The organism is Paraburkholderia sp. WC7.3g, assembly GCF_050436345.1.
Lineage (GTDB): Bacteria > Pseudomonadota > Gammaproteobacteria > Burkholderiales > Burkholderiaceae > Paraburkholderia > Paraburkholderia podalyriae.
Genome location: NZ_JBNDMA010000004.1, coordinates 1,640,503 through 1,657,718, shown reverse-complemented (window position 1 = coordinate 1,657,718; position 17,216 = coordinate 1,640,503). Strand labels below are relative to the sequence as shown.

At 61.0% G+C, this 17,216-nt stretch carries 12 protein-coding genes; 9 read left to right on the top strand and 3 right to left on the bottom strand.

Annotated elements, in window-relative coordinates; translation table 11 throughout:
• The first annotated feature begins 9 nt into the window (after positions 1–9).
• From OKW43_RS41180 to OKW43_RS41160, 5 genes are read left to right on the top strand one after another with little or no spacing between them, the layout of a single operon-like run.
• Positions 10–1,401 (top strand): gamma-glutamyltransferase family protein, encoded by a 1,392-nt coding sequence (locus tag OKW43_RS41180; protein ID WP_429454575.1) that lies wholly within the window; start codon positions 10–12, stop codon positions 1,399–1,401.
• A complete protein-coding gene (locus OKW43_RS41175; protein WP_429454573.1) occupies positions 1,320–2,096 on the top strand; it encodes an ABC transporter ATP-binding protein in 777 nt (258 codons plus the stop codon). The genes OKW43_RS41180 and OKW43_RS41175 overlap by 82 nt, the downstream gene beginning before the upstream one ends.
• Positions 2,093–2,947 (top strand): ABC transporter permease, encoded by an 855-nt coding sequence (locus OKW43_RS41170; RefSeq protein ID WP_429454571.1) that lies wholly within the window; start codon positions 2,093–2,095, stop codon positions 2,945–2,947. Before OKW43_RS41175 ends, OKW43_RS41170 begins: the two co-directional genes overlap by 4 nt.
• A gap of 39 nt (positions 2,948–2,986) precedes the next feature.
• Positions 2,987–3,967, top strand: a complete 981-nt coding sequence (locus tag OKW43_RS41165) for an ABC transporter substrate-binding protein (protein WP_429454569.1) — start codon at positions 2,987–2,989, stop codon at positions 3,965–3,967.
• 20 nt (positions 3,968–3,987) lie between these two features.
• A complete protein-coding gene (locus OKW43_RS41160; RefSeq protein ID WP_429454567.1) occupies positions 3,988–5,337 on the top strand; it encodes an amidase in 1,350 nt (449 codons plus the stop codon).
• Positions 5,338–5,690: 353 nt separating this feature from the next.
• On the opposite strand, the gene OKW43_RS41155 is transcribed toward OKW43_RS41160, so the two are convergent.
• Positions 5,691–6,851 (bottom strand): porin, encoded by a 1,161-nt coding sequence (locus OKW43_RS41155; RefSeq protein WP_187638645.1) that lies wholly within the window; start codon positions 6,849–6,851, stop codon positions 5,691–5,693.
• 389 nt (positions 6,852–7,240) lie between these two features.
• Here OKW43_RS41155 and OKW43_RS41150 point away from each other — a divergent pair, with 389 nt between their 5' ends.
• The 4 genes from OKW43_RS41150 to OKW43_RS41135 all read left to right on the top strand — a co-directional run bounded on the left by OKW43_RS41150 (position 7,241) and on the right by OKW43_RS41135 (position 14,510).
• Positions 7,241–8,164 (top strand): LysR family transcriptional regulator, encoded by a 924-nt coding sequence (locus tag OKW43_RS41150; protein WP_429454564.1) that lies wholly within the window; start codon positions 7,241–7,243, stop codon positions 8,162–8,164.
• A 446-nt stretch (positions 8,165–8,610) separates the two neighbouring features.
• A complete protein-coding gene (locus OKW43_RS41145) occupies positions 8,611–11,880 on the top strand; it encodes an efflux RND transporter permease subunit (protein ID WP_429454562.1) in 3,270 nt (1,089 codons plus the stop codon).
• Positions 11,870–13,075, top strand: a complete 1,206-nt coding sequence (locus tag OKW43_RS41140; protein WP_429454560.1) for an efflux RND transporter periplasmic adaptor subunit — start codon at positions 11,870–11,872, stop codon at positions 13,073–13,075. Before OKW43_RS41145 ends, OKW43_RS41140 begins: the two co-directional genes overlap by 11 nt.
• Positions 13,068–14,510 (top strand): efflux transporter outer membrane subunit, encoded by a 1,443-nt coding sequence (locus tag OKW43_RS41135; RefSeq protein WP_429454558.1) that lies wholly within the window; start codon positions 13,068–13,070, stop codon positions 14,508–14,510. Before OKW43_RS41140 ends, OKW43_RS41135 begins: the two co-directional genes overlap by 8 nt.
• 100 nt (positions 14,511–14,610) lie before the next feature.
• Here the strand turns inward: OKW43_RS41135 and OKW43_RS41130 are convergent, their stop codons facing one another.
• Together OKW43_RS41130 and OKW43_RS41125 are read right to left on the bottom strand one after the other, a co-directional pair.
• On the bottom strand, positions 14,611–15,792 hold the full coding sequence (locus tag OKW43_RS41130) for a porin (RefSeq protein WP_429454556.1): 1,182 nt from the start codon (positions 15,790–15,792) through the stop codon (positions 14,611–14,613).
• Positions 15,793–15,933: 141 nt separating this feature from the next.
• Positions 15,934–16,968, bottom strand: coding sequence for an IS630 family transposase (locus OKW43_RS41125; protein ID WP_187639016.1), 1,035 nt, complete (start codon positions 16,966–16,968; stop codon positions 15,934–15,936).
• Positions 16,969–17,216 lie beyond the last annotated feature (248 nt).

Genomic DNA, 17,216 nt, shown 5'->3' with positions numbered 1-17,216 from the left:
GTGCCTCCAATGCTGTCCGAATTCCTGAACCCGAGCCGCGCAACCCGCGGCATGGCGGTCGCGCCTCACGCGCTCGCCGCGCGAAGCGCTCTGGCGATTTTGCGTGATGGCGGCAACGCCGTCGAAGCGATGATTGCCGCGGCCGCGACGATCGCGGTCGTCTATCCGCACATGAACAACATCGGCGGAGATGGCTTCCGGTTGATCTCGCGTCCCGGCGCTGAGCCGGTCGGCACCGAAGCGTGCGGCGTGGTGGCGCTGGCCGCGACCATCGACGAATCTCGTTCGCGCGGACTGTCCGCGATTCCCGTGTGCGGCCCGGTCGCAGCCAATACGGTAGCCGCCGGCACGGTGTCGGGCTGGCAGCGCGCGCATCGCTGGTCCGCTGAGACGCTCGGCGGCAGGCTGCCGGTGAAACGCCTGCTCGAAGACGCGATTCATTACGCGAAGCAGGGCGTGCCGGTTACGCGCAGCCAGTCGCAGTGTGTCGAAAGCCGCCTTTCCGAATTGCGCCCGATCGTGGGTTTCAACGAGACCTTTCTACACGGCGGTCGCGCGCCCGGTACCGGCGAGCGCTTCGTTGCCCCGCGTCTTGCGGCCACGTTCGAACAATTGGCCGACGCGGGCTTCGACGACTTCTATCGCGGCGACCTCGCGCGCAGCATCGCGAGCGATCTACAGTCGGCCGGCTCGCTGCTGAGTCTCGCGGATCTCGAGCGGCACGAGGCGCGCCTGCGAACGCCGCTCGCGCTCAGGCACTCGCTGGGTACGATCTACAACATGCCGCCGCCGACCCAGGGGCTCGTGTCGCTATTGATTCTGGGCATCCTTGATCGCGTGCTGACGAAGGGCATGGACCCGCTTGGTCCCGAGTTCGTGCATGCGTGCGTCGAAGCGACCAAGCTCGGGTTCGCCGTGCGCGATGCCGAGATTACCGATCCGGATCACATGCGCGTCGATCCGCATGAGCTCTTGCAGCCGGCCGCGCTCGACGCAATGGCCGCGCAAGTGTCGCTGACGCAGGCCGCGCCGTGGGGCGCCGGTCGTGGGCCGGGCGATACGGTGTGGCTGGGCGTGACCGACAGCGACGGCGTCGCGGTGAGCTTCAATTGGCGGCCCGCTCGCGGCATTGCTGCATCAGCACGCGGGCAGCTGGGAGCCGGTGTTCTCCACCGCGATCACGCTCGACATCGTCACCGCACTGCTGGCCATTGCCTTGCTCAAGCCGATGCGCCGCCGTTTTCTCGCCGCGCAGCGGGGCGTTTGACGCCGCCCACCGTCTGCCGCAATGCACACCGAACCGTCGTCGAGGAACAAACATGTCAGTTCAGCTTGCGTTACGCAATATCCGTAAATCGTTTTCGAACAAAGTCGGTTCGGTCGACGTTCTCGGCGGTCTGACCTTCGATATTCACGAACGCGATTTCGTCAGCATCATCGGGCCGTCGGGCTGCGGGAAAACCACCGTGTTCAACGTGATCGCCGGTCTGCTCGAGCCGGATAGCGGCGAGATTATCTATCGCGGGCAAAGCGTCGACGGCTTACGCGGCAAGGTCGGCTACATGATGCAGCGCGATCTGCTGCTGCCGTGGCGTACCGTGCTGCAAAACGTGCTGATCGGACCGGAATTGTCGAATATGCCGGCCGCCGAGGCGCACGACATGGCGATGGAATACCTCAACACGTATGGTCTCGCGGGCTTCGAACACGCTTATCCCCGTATGCTGTCGGGCGGCATGCGTCAGCGCGTCGCACTCATCCGCACGCTGATCAACGATCCCGACATCATTCTGCTGGACGAGCCGTTCTCCGCGCTGGACTACCAAACGCGCCTGTATCTGGAAGGGGTGTTGATGGAAGCTGTCGACACGTTCCACAAGACAGTGGTGCTCGTCACGCACGACATCGACGAAGCGGTCGCGTTGTCCAGGCGCGTGGTCGTGCTCGGCGGCAGGCCTTCGCAAGTCAAGAAGATCTATGACATCGACATCGCCGCGCGCTCGCCGATCGGTGCGCGCAGCGACCCCAACTTCGCGGGTTATTTTCATGCATTGTGTGGCGAGCTAGATATTCAGACGGAGGTAAAGGCAGCATGACGCAGTCTGTTTCCATCGATAAATCCGCACCGGCACGGCGTGCGCCGAGGGCTCGCGGGCGTTACGCACTCGACAGCGGCTTGGGCCGCTCGCTGTTGCAACTGGCGGCCGTGATTGCGTTCTTCGCCATCTGGGAAGGTGCGGCGCGCCTTGGCTGGGTATCGAATTTCCTCGTCGGCTCGCCGTCGAAAATTCTTGCGGCGCTCGTGCGCGATATCCAATCGCAGCAGCTTTTTATCGACACCGGTTATACGCTTTTCGAAGCCATTCTCGGTTTCGTGTTCGGCACGGCGGTCGGATCGGTGTGCGGGCTCGCGCTGTGGTATTCGCCGTTCGTCGCGCGGCTGATCGAGCCGTTCATCGTCGCGATCAACAGTGTGCCGAAGATCGCGTTCGCACCGATCGTCATTCTATGGTTCGGCACGGGGCTGATCTCGAAGGTCGCGCTGGCCATTTCGCTGACAGCGATCGTCGCGCTGATCGCCGCGTATGAAGCGGCCAAAGACGCCGATCCTGATTTGCAGGCGCTGCTTGTCACGCTCGGTGCGAACAAGAACGATGTCTTCATGAAAGTGGTGGTGCCATTCACCCTGCCTTATGTGATCTCCACCTTTCGCATCAACGTCGGCTTCGGTCTGGTCGGCGCGGTAGTGGGCGAATTCATCTCGTCGGAGAAGGGCCTCGGGCACATGATCTTCACAGCATCGAGCCTGTATGACCTCAACACCGTGTGGGCGGGCCTGTTCGTACTGATGGCGATCGGCTTCGTTCTGTACTTTTTGATCGACCTGCTCGAGCGCAAGCTGCTGCCGTGGCGGCAGGCGTCGAATACCACGACGCTCAAGGTCTAACGTTTCCGGCAGTCCAACCATTTCATCTTAGGACAGACGATGGCACTAACCGCAACAAAGGCGCTGACCGCGCTGAGCACCGCGTTAATACTTGGCGTTGCAGCCGTTTCGACACCGGCGCTTGCAGCCGGCAAGAAAGTGACAATCTCACAGGCGTTCCAGTCGATGCTGTATCTGCCGCTCTATGTGGCGATCGACGGTGGCTTCTTCGAGAAGCAAGGACTCGACGTCGACAAGCAGACGGCGGGCAGCCCGAGCGCGGCACTCTCCGCCGTGCTGTCGGGCAGCGCCGATTTCTCGCTGCACGGGCCGGAGTGGACGGCCGTGGCCGCCGAGAAGGGCGCGGACGTCGACGTGATCGCCAATGTCGTGAACGGTGCGGCGGTGTGGATCGCGGTTGCGCCGGACGTGAAGTTCAGCGGCATCAAGGATGTGAAGGATCAGGTTGTCGTGGCGGGACAGATGCCGACTACGAGCACGTCGCTGTTCTTCAAGCTGCTGAAGGAGAACGGCATGTCGCAGAGCGACGTCAAGCTGGTTCAGGTGCCGCTCGGCTCGGAAATTGGACCGCTGGTCGCCGGTCAGTCGAAGATCGCGGTGATGTATGAGCCGGGTCTCGATCAGGCCGTCGCGAAGGGCATGAAAGTCGTGCTCGGCTTCCCGAAGCTCTATGGCGAGTACGCATTCTCGTCGATCTCCGCCAAACGCAGCGTCGACCCCGATGCGGCCGCGCGGTTCGTGAAGGGGCTGCAGAACGCGCTGGTTTACATGCAGGGCCATCCTGCGGAAACCGCGGCGATCGCTCGCAAGGAATTCCCCACGCTCGATCCCGTGGTGGTCGATGCAGCCGTCAAGCGCATGCTGGACGAAGGCGTGTATCCGAGAAACGTCGGCATCACGCCGAAAGCGCTGACCGTCGCGATGGACACGCAGATCGCGCTCGGCAACCTGAAGCAGCAACCCAACTACGATGGATTCATCGTTCAGAGTTACATCCAGCCGGCGCTTGCCGCCAAATGACACCGTTTGCCGACGCTTCCATGACCACGTTCGCTGCTTCTTCCATCCCCCCGATTCCCACTATTGCCCGGATTCGCGCCGAGATTGCGTCGGGCGACGCCGGCGTCGAGCAATACGTCGCGCGCGCCTATGACGCGGCGTGCGAATCGCAGGCGTCATTGCATGCGTTCTGCTATTTGCCGGAGGCTGCGCCGATCAATGCCGCTGATGCGACGGCCCCGTTGGCGGGCGTGCCTGTCGCGGTGAAGGATGTTCTGGATACCGCCGACATGCCGACCGAATTCAACTCACCCGCCTACAAAGGCCGACGCCCTGAGCGGGATGCGTGGGTGGTGGCGCGTCTGCGTGCGGCGGGAGCGTCGATTATCGGCAAGACCGTGACCACCGAATTCGCCTGGCGTCAGCCGGGTGCGACCGTCAACCCGTGGAATGGCGGGTTCACGCCGGGTGGTTCGTCAAGTGGCTCTGCGGCGGCGGTGGCGGCGGGCATCGTGCCGCTCGCACTCGGCACGCAGACCCAGGGCTCGGTGATCCGGCCTGCGGCGTATTGCGGCATCGTCGGGTTCAAGCCGTCTTACGGCGCGATCGCGCGCACGGGCGTGTTGCCGCTGGCGTGGTCGCTCGATCACGTCGGCATCTTCGCGACGCGCGTCGCGGATGTGGCCTACACACTGGCGCTAGTTGCCGGCGCCGATGCAGCCGATCCACACGTCTCGTGCGTTCCGCACTCCGCCGCGATGGCGCCCGGCACTCGGACGCGGCGCGTCGGCGTGCTGTCGAGACAGGCCGGCGGCGAAATCGAGCCGGCGCAGCAGGCCGCGCTGGACAGGCTCGCGGCCCAGCTCGCGCGAGACGGCGCGGAGATCGTCCCGGTCGATCTGCCGGCCGAGATTTTCGAAACGCCCGCGTATGCGTTGAAACTGATGTCCGTGGAAGCGGCCATTACCCATGGCGACCTCGTCGATTGCACGCCCGAACTCGTGAGCCCGGCAATGCGCGGTCTCGTCGATGACGGGCGCAAGCTGGCCGCCACCGCATACGCCAGCATCAAGGCGGCGCAGATGCCGATGGCGCATCGCTTTCACGACTGGCTGACGCGCACGATGGCGCTCGATGCGCTACTGGTCGCGCCGGCCACCGGCGAGCCGCCGCGCGGCCTCGACTACACGGGCGACGCATCGTTCTGCGCGCCGTGGACTTTCCTCGGTGTGCCGGCCGTGACCGTTCCCGTGGGGTTCGGGCCGGCCGGCTTGCCGCTTGGCGCACAACTGGTGGGTGCCGCTCACGGCGACCTGCATTTGCTGATGCTGGCGGAATGGGCCGAAGCGCGCACCGGTTGGCAAGCGGCCGTGGCGCAGCGGCGAGGCTAAATGCGGTGGCCGCTGGGGCATCGAGATCCGGTTGATGCCGAAGTGCCGGTCGAGTTGCAGGGAAGCCAGGCGGCCCGCGGTTCATTCGCCGCATGAGGCGAGTCGACTTGGGCCGGGCTGGCGAGTCGCCATATTCGGAAGCGCGGTATGCCTTGATGCAGCTTAATGGGCTCGCTCGCGGTTGGATCAGCATTGGCGCGATACCCGCCGCACCGCCGCGTCGTTTGCGGCCACCGCCAGGCGGCCGATGCCCATTTCGCGGCAGGGAATTTCTGAACGCTATCTCGCCCAGCACTCTGTGGAGCGCTGGGCTCAAACGTCATCGTTCGTGGTGCGTGCGATAGCTCGCCACGTCAGAAGCGATGAATCATGGCGACGCGATAGACCATCTGGTTCTGGCTGCTAGACATGCCGGCCGCGGCGGGGATTTGAGCATAGTCGAAGTCAGTGCCGGTGTGCGCGCTGACGACGTGTTGGTAGGCACCTTGTACATAGACCGACGTGCTCTTGCTCAGATCGTAGTCAAGCGTGAGACCGACCTGATGCCACTTGGGAGTAAAGGAACCGCTGGTGGAGTGAAGGTGCGCGATCGTAAACGTGTAAGCCGCTCCGAGCCACAGGTCCGGTCGGAAGAAGTACTGCTCGTTTGCTTCGAAGTTGTCGAATTTCCAGGAATTCCATGTCCCGCCGGAGGGCCCGCTCTGGGACGTGAAATACGAGTTGGAAGTCGGGTCGTACACGTCGACGTGCGAATAGGCGAGTCCGGCCAGCGAATGCGCAAAGCGGTAAGTCGCGGCCACGCCGATGTCCTGCTGCGATGAGGCGGCAAACAGCGTGTCGCCGGAAACCGCGCCGCTGGCGTTTGCACCGGGGTTGTCGAGCTTAAGATAGGAAGCCGCCGCCGTTAAGCCACCGTTCTGGTAGTTCAACGTCGCGCCCCAGGTGCGGTTATTCGCGAACCCGCCCGCCTGGTTGCTAAAACCGTACATCGCTTCGCCAGTCAGGCCGCGGTATGTCGGGCTCACATACTTGACAACGTTGTTGACGCGGAAATCCCAGTCCGCGTTGTCGTTGTCGAACGGATGCGCGTTCACATCGCCACCATAATTTCCGGCCGCGGTGAGGCCGCCGAAGCCAAGCTCGTCGACGCTCGTATCGTACTGACGGCCGAACGTGATGGTGCCGTACTGATCGGACGACAATCCGACGTACGCCTGCCGGCCGAACAGACGCCCGCTCTGGCCTGCCTGCCCACTGTTCGTATCGAAGCCGCTTTCCAGCTTGAATATCGTTTTCAGACCGCCACCGAGATCTTCCTCGCCTCGCAAGCCCCAACGGCTCCCGTACGTGTCACCGCTTTTCATTTGATACGTGGCGTGTCCTTTTGCGTTGCTCGTGAAGTTGAGGCCCTCATCGAGAAGCCCATAGAGCGTCACGCTCGATTGTGCGTGCGCGACGCCGGTGACCAGCGTCAAGGAGGCGACTGCTGCCCACGTCAAGTTCGTCTTTTTCATTTTGACTCGCTATTTAAGGATTGTCCGCATGATGTTGCCAGGAGCCGCAGACGATCGACTCGAGACTGCCTACGCAATTTCGGTCGCTCGACTCGAAAGGCGAAGCAAGTCTAGGCAGCGAGAATTGCCACCGTTCACAAGGAAATGAAATCGAGCATTCAGGAAAGTTGAACAAGGCGCGTGAGTCGTTCTCGGCATGGAAAGTGCCGGCAGACAGACGTGTTGAAGGGGCGCAAGCCGTTGTATTTGGCTACCACCCGCTTGACTTACTTTTTTTAGCGTTGGTGTCGGCGCGAAGCAAAACTAAAAAAGACTTCATCAACGTGGAGCGGGGACTTTAGGGGAAGCGAGCAATGATGCATCCATCGTTCAACCATGGACATTGCATCATGAATCAGCTTCAGGCGATGCGCGTCTTCACCCGTGTGGTCGGCCTCGGTAGTTTCAATCTGGCGGCCAGGCAGCTTGGCGTGTCAGCGGCATCGGTCACGCGCAGCATTGGCTTGCTGGAAGCTCATCTGCATACCCGCTTGATCAACCGGACCACGCGCACGCTGTCGCTAACCGAAGCAGGTCGCGATTATCTCGAGGGTTGTCGCGCGATTATCGAGCAGTTGGACGAAATGGAAACGTCCCTCGTACAGTCGACCCGGGAGTTGCGCGGGGCGCTCCGGGTTGCAAGCGTGGCAACCTTCGCTGACGGCGGACTCGTACGCCTGGTTGCCGCCTACCGGGAGTTGTATCCTGGCGTGTCCTTCGAGGTAACGACTTTCGATGTCCATATCGACATGGTCGAAGGTGGCTTCGACGTCTGCTTCTCGGACGATCCCGGGCTATTCAGCTCAGCGCTCGTTTGCCGGCCACTTCTGCGTATCCCACAGATTGTCGTCGCATCGCCTCAGTACCTGTCCAGGCACGCCACGCCAGTTGCCCTCGCGGATCTGACCCGACACACGCTGCTGTACCGGTCAGGAAGCGGGACTCGCTGCTGGGAGTTCGTGGATCGTAACCGGGTTTCACGCGTCACCGCATCTGCCGGGATTGCGTCGTCCAGCTATGCGATGCTGAAGTCCGCATGCATGCACCACTTGGGAATCGCCTTGTTACCTCGTTCGATCGTTGAATCGGAATTGCAACGCGGCGCGCTTGTCGAGCTATTCGAACAGTTCAGCGTCGGCAGCGGCGCGAGAAATCTTTGCGCGTTGTATTCGTCTCCGGGCCTGTTGTCGAGGAGGGTGCGAAGCTTCGTAGACTTTGCGGTGGACCACTACCGCGCAATGGATCGTACGTCATCGCTTAAGGCGGTCGCTTGAACGTCAAGCCACCGTTTTTCAATGAGGCCTTGCGGCAAGCTGCGCACTGCACCTGACAACTGCGCGTCCAGCCGGCTGCGTGTGAGGTGTCTAGTTCTTCACGGCAATTCAGGTGATCGCTGAGCCGCATCACGCTTCAAACGCCGCCTGTCTGCTGTCCGCCATGCCACCAGGCTGATGCACTGTACGTGGAGCGGTTTCCGCGAGAGGAAGTCGCAAAGCCCCACTGCGGGCAGCAATGCGTACAAGCGTCCCCAACCTCTCCGGTGCCGCCTCGAGCTCTCGTCCACACGCGTCTCGCTAACTAAAAGTTCCTTAATGTTCGAGGTAGAACCCTGTTAGCGCCCTACGTTCAGAATCCCCTCATAAACATGCGTGCCATGCATCGAGCGCATACCGATGCCTGCGCGCGATGACCATGCGCTTTCCTGAATGGAGCTGTTCCAATGTTGAAACTGGTCAGGCTGGCGTTGACGCGGCCCTATACGTTCATCGTGCTCGCGATGCTCATTCTAATTCTGGGCCCTTTATCGGCATTGCGCACACCGACGGACATTTTTCCCGACATACGCATTCCGGTGATTAGCGTCGTATGGAGCTATACGGGACTACAGCCTGACGACATGGCGGGCAGAATCGTTACCTATTACGAACGCACGCTCGGCACGACAGTTAACGATGTCGCGCATATTGAATCCCAGTCGTTCACGGGTTACGGCATCGTCAAGATATTTTTCCAGCCAACGGTCGACATCCGGACCGCGACGGCTCAGGTCGCATCGATCTCGCAGACCGTGCTTAAGCAGATGCCACCCGGCACGACTCCGCCGCAAATTCTCAATTACAACGCGTCGACTGTTCCTGTATTGCAGTTAGCGTTGACCAGCGACACACTCGACGAACAGCAACTCGCTGACTACGCGACGAACGCGATTCGTCCGCAATTGCTGAGTGTGCCGGGTGTGGCTATTCCGACGCCATACGGCGGAAAGACGCGAGAGGTCCAGATCGACCTTGATCCAAGAGCGTTGCAGGCGAGAAAGCTGTCGGCGGAAGACGTCGCGGCGGCGCTAGCCCGGCAGAACCAGATCATCCCTGCCGGCACGCAGAAGGTTGGTGCATTCCAGTACAACGTCAAGCTGAACAATAGTCCAGTGGACCTGCAGGAGTTGAATGCGCTACCCGTGAAGGAGGACGGCGGCGCGACCATCTACATTCGCGATGTCGCGCATGTACGGGACGGATATCCGCCGCAAACCAATATTGTCCGGGTTGACGGCCGCCGCGCGGTGCTGATGAGTATCCTGAAGAACGGCTCCGCTTCGACACTCGACATTATTTCGGGCGTCAAGGCGAAACTGCCGCTCGTCGAAGCTTCGCTTCCCCCGCAATTGAAGCTCGTGACGATGGGCGACCAGTCAAAGTTCATCAAGGGCGCGGTGAGCGGCGTGGTGCGCGAAGGCGTCATTGCGGCGGCTCTCACGTCGGCCATGATCCTGCTTTTCCTCGGCAGTTGGCGCTCGACGGTTATCATCGCGGCGTCGATTCCGCTAGCCTTGCTCGCGGCCGTTGCGGCGCTTTCGCTGATGGGCGAGACGCTGAATGTGATGACGCTAGGCGGACTCGCGCTAGCGGTCGGAATACTTGTCGACGATGCCACCGTCACCATCGAGAACATCAACTGGCACCTTGAACAGGGAAAAGACGTGCGGCGGGCGATCATGGACGGCGCGCAGCAGATCGTCACGCCCGCGCTGGTTTCATTGCTGTGCATCTGCATTGTGTTCGTTCCGATGCTGTTGCTCGATGGCATCGCGCGGTTTCTCTTCGTGCCGATGGCGGAAGCCGTGATGTTTGCGATGATCGCTTCGTTCATTCTGTCGCGCACGTTTGTGCCGATGATGGCGCAGTACCTGCTCGCGCCTCATGCATCGGGTGGACATGCAAGCGGTGAGCTCGCCGCGATAACCGATCCTCATGGCAGCATGTCGGAACGTCCCACGTCGCGCAATCCGTTCGTCCGCTTCCAGCGCGGCTTCGAGCGACGCTTCGAGCGCGTGCGCGGTGTATATCGTGTGCTTCTCGGGCTCGCGCTGACGAACCGAAAGCGCTTTGTCGTTGGCGTACTCGCCGTCGTATGCGTGTCGTTCGTGCTTGCACCATGGCTCGGACGGAATTTCTTTCCCGACATCGACGCGGGCGAAATCGCACTGCATGTACGCGCACCGGTTGGCACGCGCATCGAGAATACGGCAAGCATTTTCGATCACGTTGAAAACACCATTCGCCAGGTCATTCCGCCCAATCAACTGAGTAGCGTGGTCGACAATATCGGCTTGCCAGTCAGCGGTATCAACCTGGCATACGACAACAGCGGCACCATCGGTTCGCAGGACGGCGACATCATGATCTCGCTGGGCGAGAATCACGCGCCAACGGCTCAATATGTGACAAAGCTGCGCGAAGTGCTGCCGCACGCGTTTCCGGGTACGACTTTCTCTTTCTTACCGGCGGACATCGTTAGCCAGATCCTGAATTTCGGCGCACCGGCACCGATCGATCTTCAGGTCGCTGGGCCGGATCAGGCCGGAAATCACCGGTATGCGGACGAACTGTTGCGGCGCGTGCGGATGATCTCCGGCATTGCCGATCCCCGCATTCAGCAGGCGGTCAATTACCCGCAATTCACAATCGCGGTGAACCGCTCTCACGCAGGACGACTCGGCATTAGCGAAGAGGATGTGACGGACTCCGTCGTCGCAACGCTCGCCGGTACGAGCCAGGTGGCGGCCACCTACTGGCTCAATCCGAACAATGGGGTTTCGTATCCGATCGTCGCGCAAACCCCCGAATACTGGATGGCATCGCTGTCCAGTCTCGAGAACCTGCCGATAACCGACGCGAGCGGCAGGTCGCAATTACTGGGCGGTGTCGCGAGCATCGCGCGCGGCGTGGGCAGCGCGGTGGTATCGCATTACAACATCGAGCCGCTGTTTGATATTTACGCCACTCCGCAGGGCCGCGATCTGGGTGCGGTCGCGAGCGACATCGACGGCATCGTGCGTGCCACTGCGAAAGATGTGCCCAAGGGCTCAACGGTCACGCTGCGTGGTCAGGTGCAGACTATGAATAGCGCATTTACCGGGCTGTTACTCGGCCTCGTCGGTGCCATCGCGCTCATCTATCTGCTCATCGTCGTCAACTTTCACTCGTGGGGCGACGCCTTTGTGATCGTCTCGGCGTTGCCTGCGGCGCTGGCTGGCATCGTGTGGATGCTGTTTGCGACGCACACGCCGCTGTCGGTGCCTGCTCTCACTGGCGCCATCCTCTGCATGGGCGTGGCAACCGCGAACAGCGTGCTGGTCGTCAGCTTCGCACGCGAACGGCTCGCGGTGACTCACGACGCACTGCGAGCGGCCTTCGAAGCGGGCTTCTCGCGGTTTCGCCCTGTGTTGATGACGGCACTCTCGATGATCATCGGCATGGCTCCGATGGCGCTGGGTCTCGGCGACGGCGGCGAGCAGAATGCACCGCTCGGGCGAGCCGTGATTGGTGGCCTGATCTGCGCCACCTGCGCCACCTTGCTGTTCGTTCCCGTCGTTTTCAGTCTGGTGCACCGGCGCGACGCCGCCCCACCAGAGGCCGAGCCGAGCGAACCACAACGCGAGTCACACGACCATTCATCTTCCGAACCTGGAGTCATCCATGTCAACTGACATCGACATTGCAGCGCCGCGGCGGCTGCGGCCTCTCAAACTCGCAGGGGTTGTCGCTCTGCTGGCTGCCGCAGCGGTTGCAGCGACCGGCATCGCAACGCGCGTCCATGCAAAGGAGCAGATGGCCAAATGGTCGGCCGCGCAGGCGATTCCAACGGTCGTCGCCAACCCGCCGTTGCATGACAGTTCTGCGCAGGTGCTAGTCTTACCAGGCCAATTGTCGGCCTATGTGAAGGCACCGATCTATGCGCGCGTCTCGGGTTATCTGCATGCGTGGTATGCAGACATTGGCGCGCACGTGAAGGCCGGGCAGTTGCTGGGCGAAATCGATACCCCCGATCTCGATCAGCAACTCGCTAAGGCACGTGCCGATCTGCGTACCTCACAGGCGAACGAAACGCTCGCGGCATCCACGTCGCGCCGGTGGACCCAGATGCTGCAGCAGGACTCCGTATCGCAGCAGGAGACAGACGAAAAAACGAGTGACCTTGCGGCAAAGCAGGCGATGGTTGCCGCGAACCAGGCGAATGTTGCACGGCTGGAAGCGCTTGAATCGTTCAAACGGATCACCGCACCTTTCGATGGAGTCGTGACCGCGCGAAAGACCGATGTCGGCGCGTTGATCAGCGCGGGCGGCGGCAACGGACCGGAGTTGTTCACCGTCTCCGACGCGCGGCAACTGCGCGTGTACGTCAGCGTGCCGCAGAACGAAGCCGCCGTGATCCGGCCCGGCCTGGTCGCGAGTCTGACCGTGCCTGAACGCCCCGGCATGCAGTTCTCCGCAAAGCTCGTCGACACGGACGACTCCATCACGCCCTCTTCAGGGACGCTGCTGGTGCAATTGGCAGTCGACAATTCCAGCGGCGTGCTGATTCCCGGCGAATACACCGAAGTTCATTTTGAACTGCCCACGGACAACCATGCGATGACAATTCCTGCTAGCGCGCTGATGTTCCGGGAAAGCGGTTTGCAAGTGGCGGTGGTTGGTCCGGGCAATCACGCAATGCTGAAGCGGGTGAGCGTTGCGACCGACTTGGGTACCAAGATTGTGATTGCATCGGGTTTGACCGCCACCGACCGGGTCATCGACAACCCGCCTGATTCGCTGGCAAACGGCGATCCGGTGCGACTTGCTTCGACATCCGCGACGACCGCGCTGACACAGCACAATGACGCGGAGCGCAGTCATGGTTAGGCGTCGCGTATGCACGGTTCTGATTGCCGCAGCGCTCGTGAGCGGGTGTTCGTTCGCGCCGCCGTATCAGGTACCGCCGTCGGCCATGCCGAGCGCGTTCAAGGAAGCCCGCGGATGGCAACTCGCGCAGCCTGCCGACCGTATGCCGCGCGGTGAGTGGTGGACTGTGTATCGCGATCCGGTCCTCGATGAACTGGAAGGCAAGGTGGCCAGCGCTAACCCCGACCTGGCCGCGGCGATGGCTCGGCATGACCAGGCGCAAGCGTATCTGGACCAGGCTCGAGCTGGCCTCTTTCCCACCATCGGCGCTTATGCGCAGCTCTCACGCTCGCGTCAGTCCGACAACCGGCCATTGAGGGGCGCTACTCAACCAGCGCTCTACAATTCGGCGACTGTCGATGTCGGCCTTAACTACGACCTCGATCTATGGGGAAAGGTGCGCAATGAGGTTGCCGCGGGCAAGGCGGCCGAGCAGGCGAGCCAGTATGACATCGAGTCATTGCGGTTGAGTTTGCAGGCAAAGCTTGCAGAGGCGTATTTCCATCTGCGTGGTCTCGATCAACAGCAGGAATTGCTGGCGGATACCGTTCGCACCTATGAGCATGCATTGCAGTTGACTGAAAGCCGGCACGGTGGCGGTATCGCATCCGATCTCGATGTGTCTCGTGCTCAAACCCAACTTGAATCGGCAAGGGCGTCAGTTGAAGATGTGTCGGCACGAAGGGCCTTGTACGAGCATGCGATCGCGACTATTGCGGGTGAAGCGGCTTCAAAATTCTCTCTAGCGCCCGCCGTCGCCCCGACGTATTTGCCGTCCATCCCAGTTGGAGTGCCTCTCGCGCTGCTGCAACGTCGGCCCGATATTGCGGCTGCCGAGCGCCACGTCGCCCAGGCGAACGCGCAGATTGGCGTCGCCAAAGCAGCTTTTTTCCCGGATGTGTCGTTAGGTCTTGACGGCGGTTATCAAAGCACAACTTTATCCCCGTGGCTGGCAGCGCCTAACGAGATGTGGTCGATCGGTCCGAGCCTGCTGGTGACCCTGTTCGACGGCGGCCGGCGAGCGGCCGTCACGCGGCAGGCGCAGGCAAAGCTGGCAGAAAATGGTGAAAAGTACAAGGCGACGGTGCTGCTGGCGGTACAGCAGGTGGAAGATCAGCTTTCGCAGTTGCATTACCTGGGCAACGAGTCCGCGAAAGAAGGACGCGCGCTTTCGGCTGCGCAGCGTACGCTTGAGTTGTCGATGTCGCGTTATCGCGATGGCGTCGTGAGCTATCTGGATGTCGTCACTGCGCAGGCAATGGAACTCGAAACCCAAACCTCGGTGCTGGATTTGCAAACTCGCGAGTTGATCGCCTCCGCTGCACTGATAGACGCGTTAGGAGGTGGATGGGCCAACGAACCCGCCGACACGCCCACGTCCACAACGACGAAGTGAACAGTCACGTTTCGCAGAATAGGATGCCTCGCAGCGGTTTGCAGCGATTCGCGGCGATGCGTCCTGCTCGTCATTCACAACGCGAGTTAAAGACAGATGTCTAGAAGCGGTGGCGCAAGCCCATTGCGACCACGGTCTGCTGATCGCCTGCCGACGGTGCCAGCGTAAAGATAGAAGCGTTGCCGAGCGCCGGTATGCCGCTGGCGCCGGACACATGCTGATAGACCCCTTCAAGATAGACGTCTGTAACGTGCGACAGCGCATAGTCGGCTTGCAGCATCACCTGATTCCATTTGGGCGATGCGACGCCGCTCGCGCTGCTGAAATGCCCATCGGTGAACGTATAAGAGCCGCCGAGGCTCAGGGCCGGCGTAAGCGCATATCGCGCGTTCAGTTCGTAGTTGGTGAACGTCAAGAGGTCCCCCTCGAGAGCGACGTACGTACCGCCTTGCGCGACTTGAGCTGGGTCGTCCATGATCGTGCGCGTGACTACGAGGCCGACGGTGGCGGGCCCGAATGCGTAACGGCCCGCTGCGCCGAGGATGCGTTGACGCGCGCCCGTCAGCATCGCGTCGCCGTCACTGCTGCTGATCGCACCACCTGTGTTGGTGGGCGCGTCGACGCCGCCTGGATGATTACCCTGAAAATATCCGACTGCCAGGTCGACCGGCCCGCGCGACCATGCGGCGCCGGCGCTGAATGCGTTATTGTTGCTGAAGCCGCCAGCCGCATTGCTGAATGCGTAAGCCCAGCCGAATTTGAAACCGTGGTAATCCGGGCTGCGGTACTTGACCGCATTGTTCATGCGGAAGTCGTTAGCCAGGTTGTCGTTATCGAATGGGTGATCCGCGATATTTCCGCCGAAGCCGGAGCCGGTTGCCGACAAGGGCGCGACAAAGTCGACGAGGAAGTCGTATTGGCGCCCCATGGTCACTGTGCCCCACGTGTTGCTCGACAATCCCACCCACGCCTGCCGCCCGAAGACGTCTCCGCCATTAGCCAGTTTGCCGTTGGCAATGTTGAATCCGTTCTCCACATCGAACACCGTGTGCAAGCCGCCGCCCAGGTCTTCGGTGCCACGCAGCCCCCAGCGGTCACCGTTGAGATTGCCGCTCACCATCATCCAGTTGCTATGTCCCTGACCGTTGGCTGTCTTCTGGTTACTGACATAGTCGATACCCGTGTCGAGCGTGCCGTAGAGAGTGACATTGCTCTGAGCGTGCGCGGCTGTCGCGAAAACCGCCGCAAGCGCCGCGCAGGCTGTTGCCAATGCTTTATTCATGTGGTTTTTCCTAGGGATAGATATGTCTGCCGCGCTTTCGGGCGCGAGTTCGCGCGTCGATGCGAGCGACTGGCGGGAATGTATTCGGACACGATTGGCTGCGGGTGATAAAAAGCGATCGATTAAATGAAATTGCTTTACTCATACGTCAGAAATATAGCGGACAGATTGATGCCTAAAAAATGAGCGAACAAGGCACGGATCGCGGCTAATTTGTGAAAGCTGCTCGTGAATTTTTGAGCCCAACTTTTCACCTTTTTGAAGTGGGCGTCGCGCGACGCCGGTCCGCTTGACGTGACTCCACACCAGTTCATCCGGATTGAGGTCCGGTGCGTAACCGGGCAGGAAATGTAAAGTCAACTTGCCCTGCGTACTAGCGGCATAGTCCTTAACGACGGCTTTCTTATGCGCTGGCAATCCGTCGACGATCAAATGAACCGCTCTTCTCCGATTGAACATCAACTTCTTGAGCAGTTCCACGAACAACTCGCCGCTAAGTGCCCCTTCATACGTTGCAAACCAAAAAGCGCCCTTCGAATTAACAGCGGACGCGGCGCTCATGCTTTGCCGTTCGCCGGGCCGCTCGACCACCGGCGTCTCACCGCGCGGCGCCCACGTCCTGCCATGCACCGAGTCAGCACGGAAGCCCGATTCATCCCAGAAGAAGATGTCCGCCTTCTGCTCGCGAGCCTGCCTGGCAATGCTCGGATAGGTGTCTCGCTGCCAACGCTCGATAGCTTCCGGATCACGCTGGTAAGCACGCTGCAACGGCTTTTGCGGCGTCAGGTTCAGACGGGCGAGCATCGCACCGATCGAAGCCAGACTCAGCGTGACGCCGAATTTCTGTCGTACCAGCTCACGAACCAGGTTGCGCGTCCACAAGCCAAAATCAAACCCGTACTGCATTGGATTCTTGCCATTAACCCAGCGCATTACCCGCTGCTCCTGCGTCGCAGTGAGCGTACGTGGGCGACCTGTGCCCTTGGTCGAGCGCAGCGCTCGCACACCATGACCACGGCCTCGCGCCTGCGCCCTAATCTTGTACGCCCACGAGCGATGCATCCCAAATGACGCGGCAACATCATTTGGATGCTCGCCTTCAGCCATACGCTGAACTGCAAGGATACGCATCTCTTCGAGCGTGTTGTGAGCCAGACTCCGGCCATCTCGTTTCATGGGCGATGCTCTCAATAGCTATCGCTCAAGCATAGACCATCTGTCCGCAAAATTCCTGACTTATGAGTAATGTTCCGATCCGCACGGGTTCAGCGATTCGTGATCGCACATTTTGTCTTCGATAAACTAATTTTCACCGTTCAGCTAGTCATCCGATAAAGGTGGCTGGTTATGCTGATCCTCAACCGGTTCTCGCGAGGCATAACGCACAGCGACCGGCCAATTAACCTAAATGTTGAGGATGAGAA

Bases quoted from the DNA above. Each gene is read 5' to 3' on its own strand.
- OKW43_RS41145 (WP_429454562.1), top strand. From the start codon at position 8,611: ATGTTGAAACTGGTCAGGCTGGCGTTGACGCGGCCCTATACGTTCATC.
- OKW43_RS41130 (WP_429454556.1), bottom strand. From the start codon at position 15,792: ATGAATAAAGCATTGGCAACAGCCTGCGCGGCGCTTGCGGCGGTTTTC.
- OKW43_RS41140 (WP_429454560.1), top strand. From the start codon at position 11,870: ATGTCAACTGACATCGACATTGCAGCGCCGCGGCGGCTGCGGCCTCTC.
- OKW43_RS41155 (WP_187638645.1), bottom strand. From the start codon at position 6,851: ATGAAAAAGACGAACTTGACGTGGGCAGCAGTCGCCTCCTTGACGCTG.
- OKW43_RS41160 (WP_429454567.1), top strand. From the start codon at position 3,988: ATGACCACGTTCGCTGCTTCTTCCATCCCCCCGATTCCCACTATTGCC.
- OKW43_RS41165 (WP_429454569.1), top strand. From the start codon at position 2,987: ATGGCACTAACCGCAACAAAGGCGCTGACCGCGCTGAGCACCGCGTTA.
- OKW43_RS41180 (WP_429454575.1), top strand. From the start codon at position 10: ATGCTGTCCGAATTCCTGAACCCGAGCCGCGCAACCCGCGGCATGGCG.
- OKW43_RS41125 (WP_187639016.1), bottom strand. From the start codon at position 16,968: ATGAAACGAGATGGCCGGAGTCTGGCTCACAACACGCTCGAAGAGATG.
- OKW43_RS41170 (WP_429454571.1), top strand. From the start codon at position 2,093: ATGACGCAGTCTGTTTCCATCGATAAATCCGCACCGGCACGGCGTGCG.
- OKW43_RS41175 (WP_429454573.1), top strand. From the start codon at position 1,320: ATGTCAGTTCAGCTTGCGTTACGCAATATCCGTAAATCGTTTTCGAAC.
- OKW43_RS41135 (WP_429454558.1), top strand. From the start codon at position 13,068: ATGGTTAGGCGTCGCGTATGCACGGTTCTGATTGCCGCAGCGCTCGTG.
- OKW43_RS41150 (WP_429454564.1), top strand. From the start codon at position 7,241: ATGAATCAGCTTCAGGCGATGCGCGTCTTCACCCGTGTGGTCGGCCTC.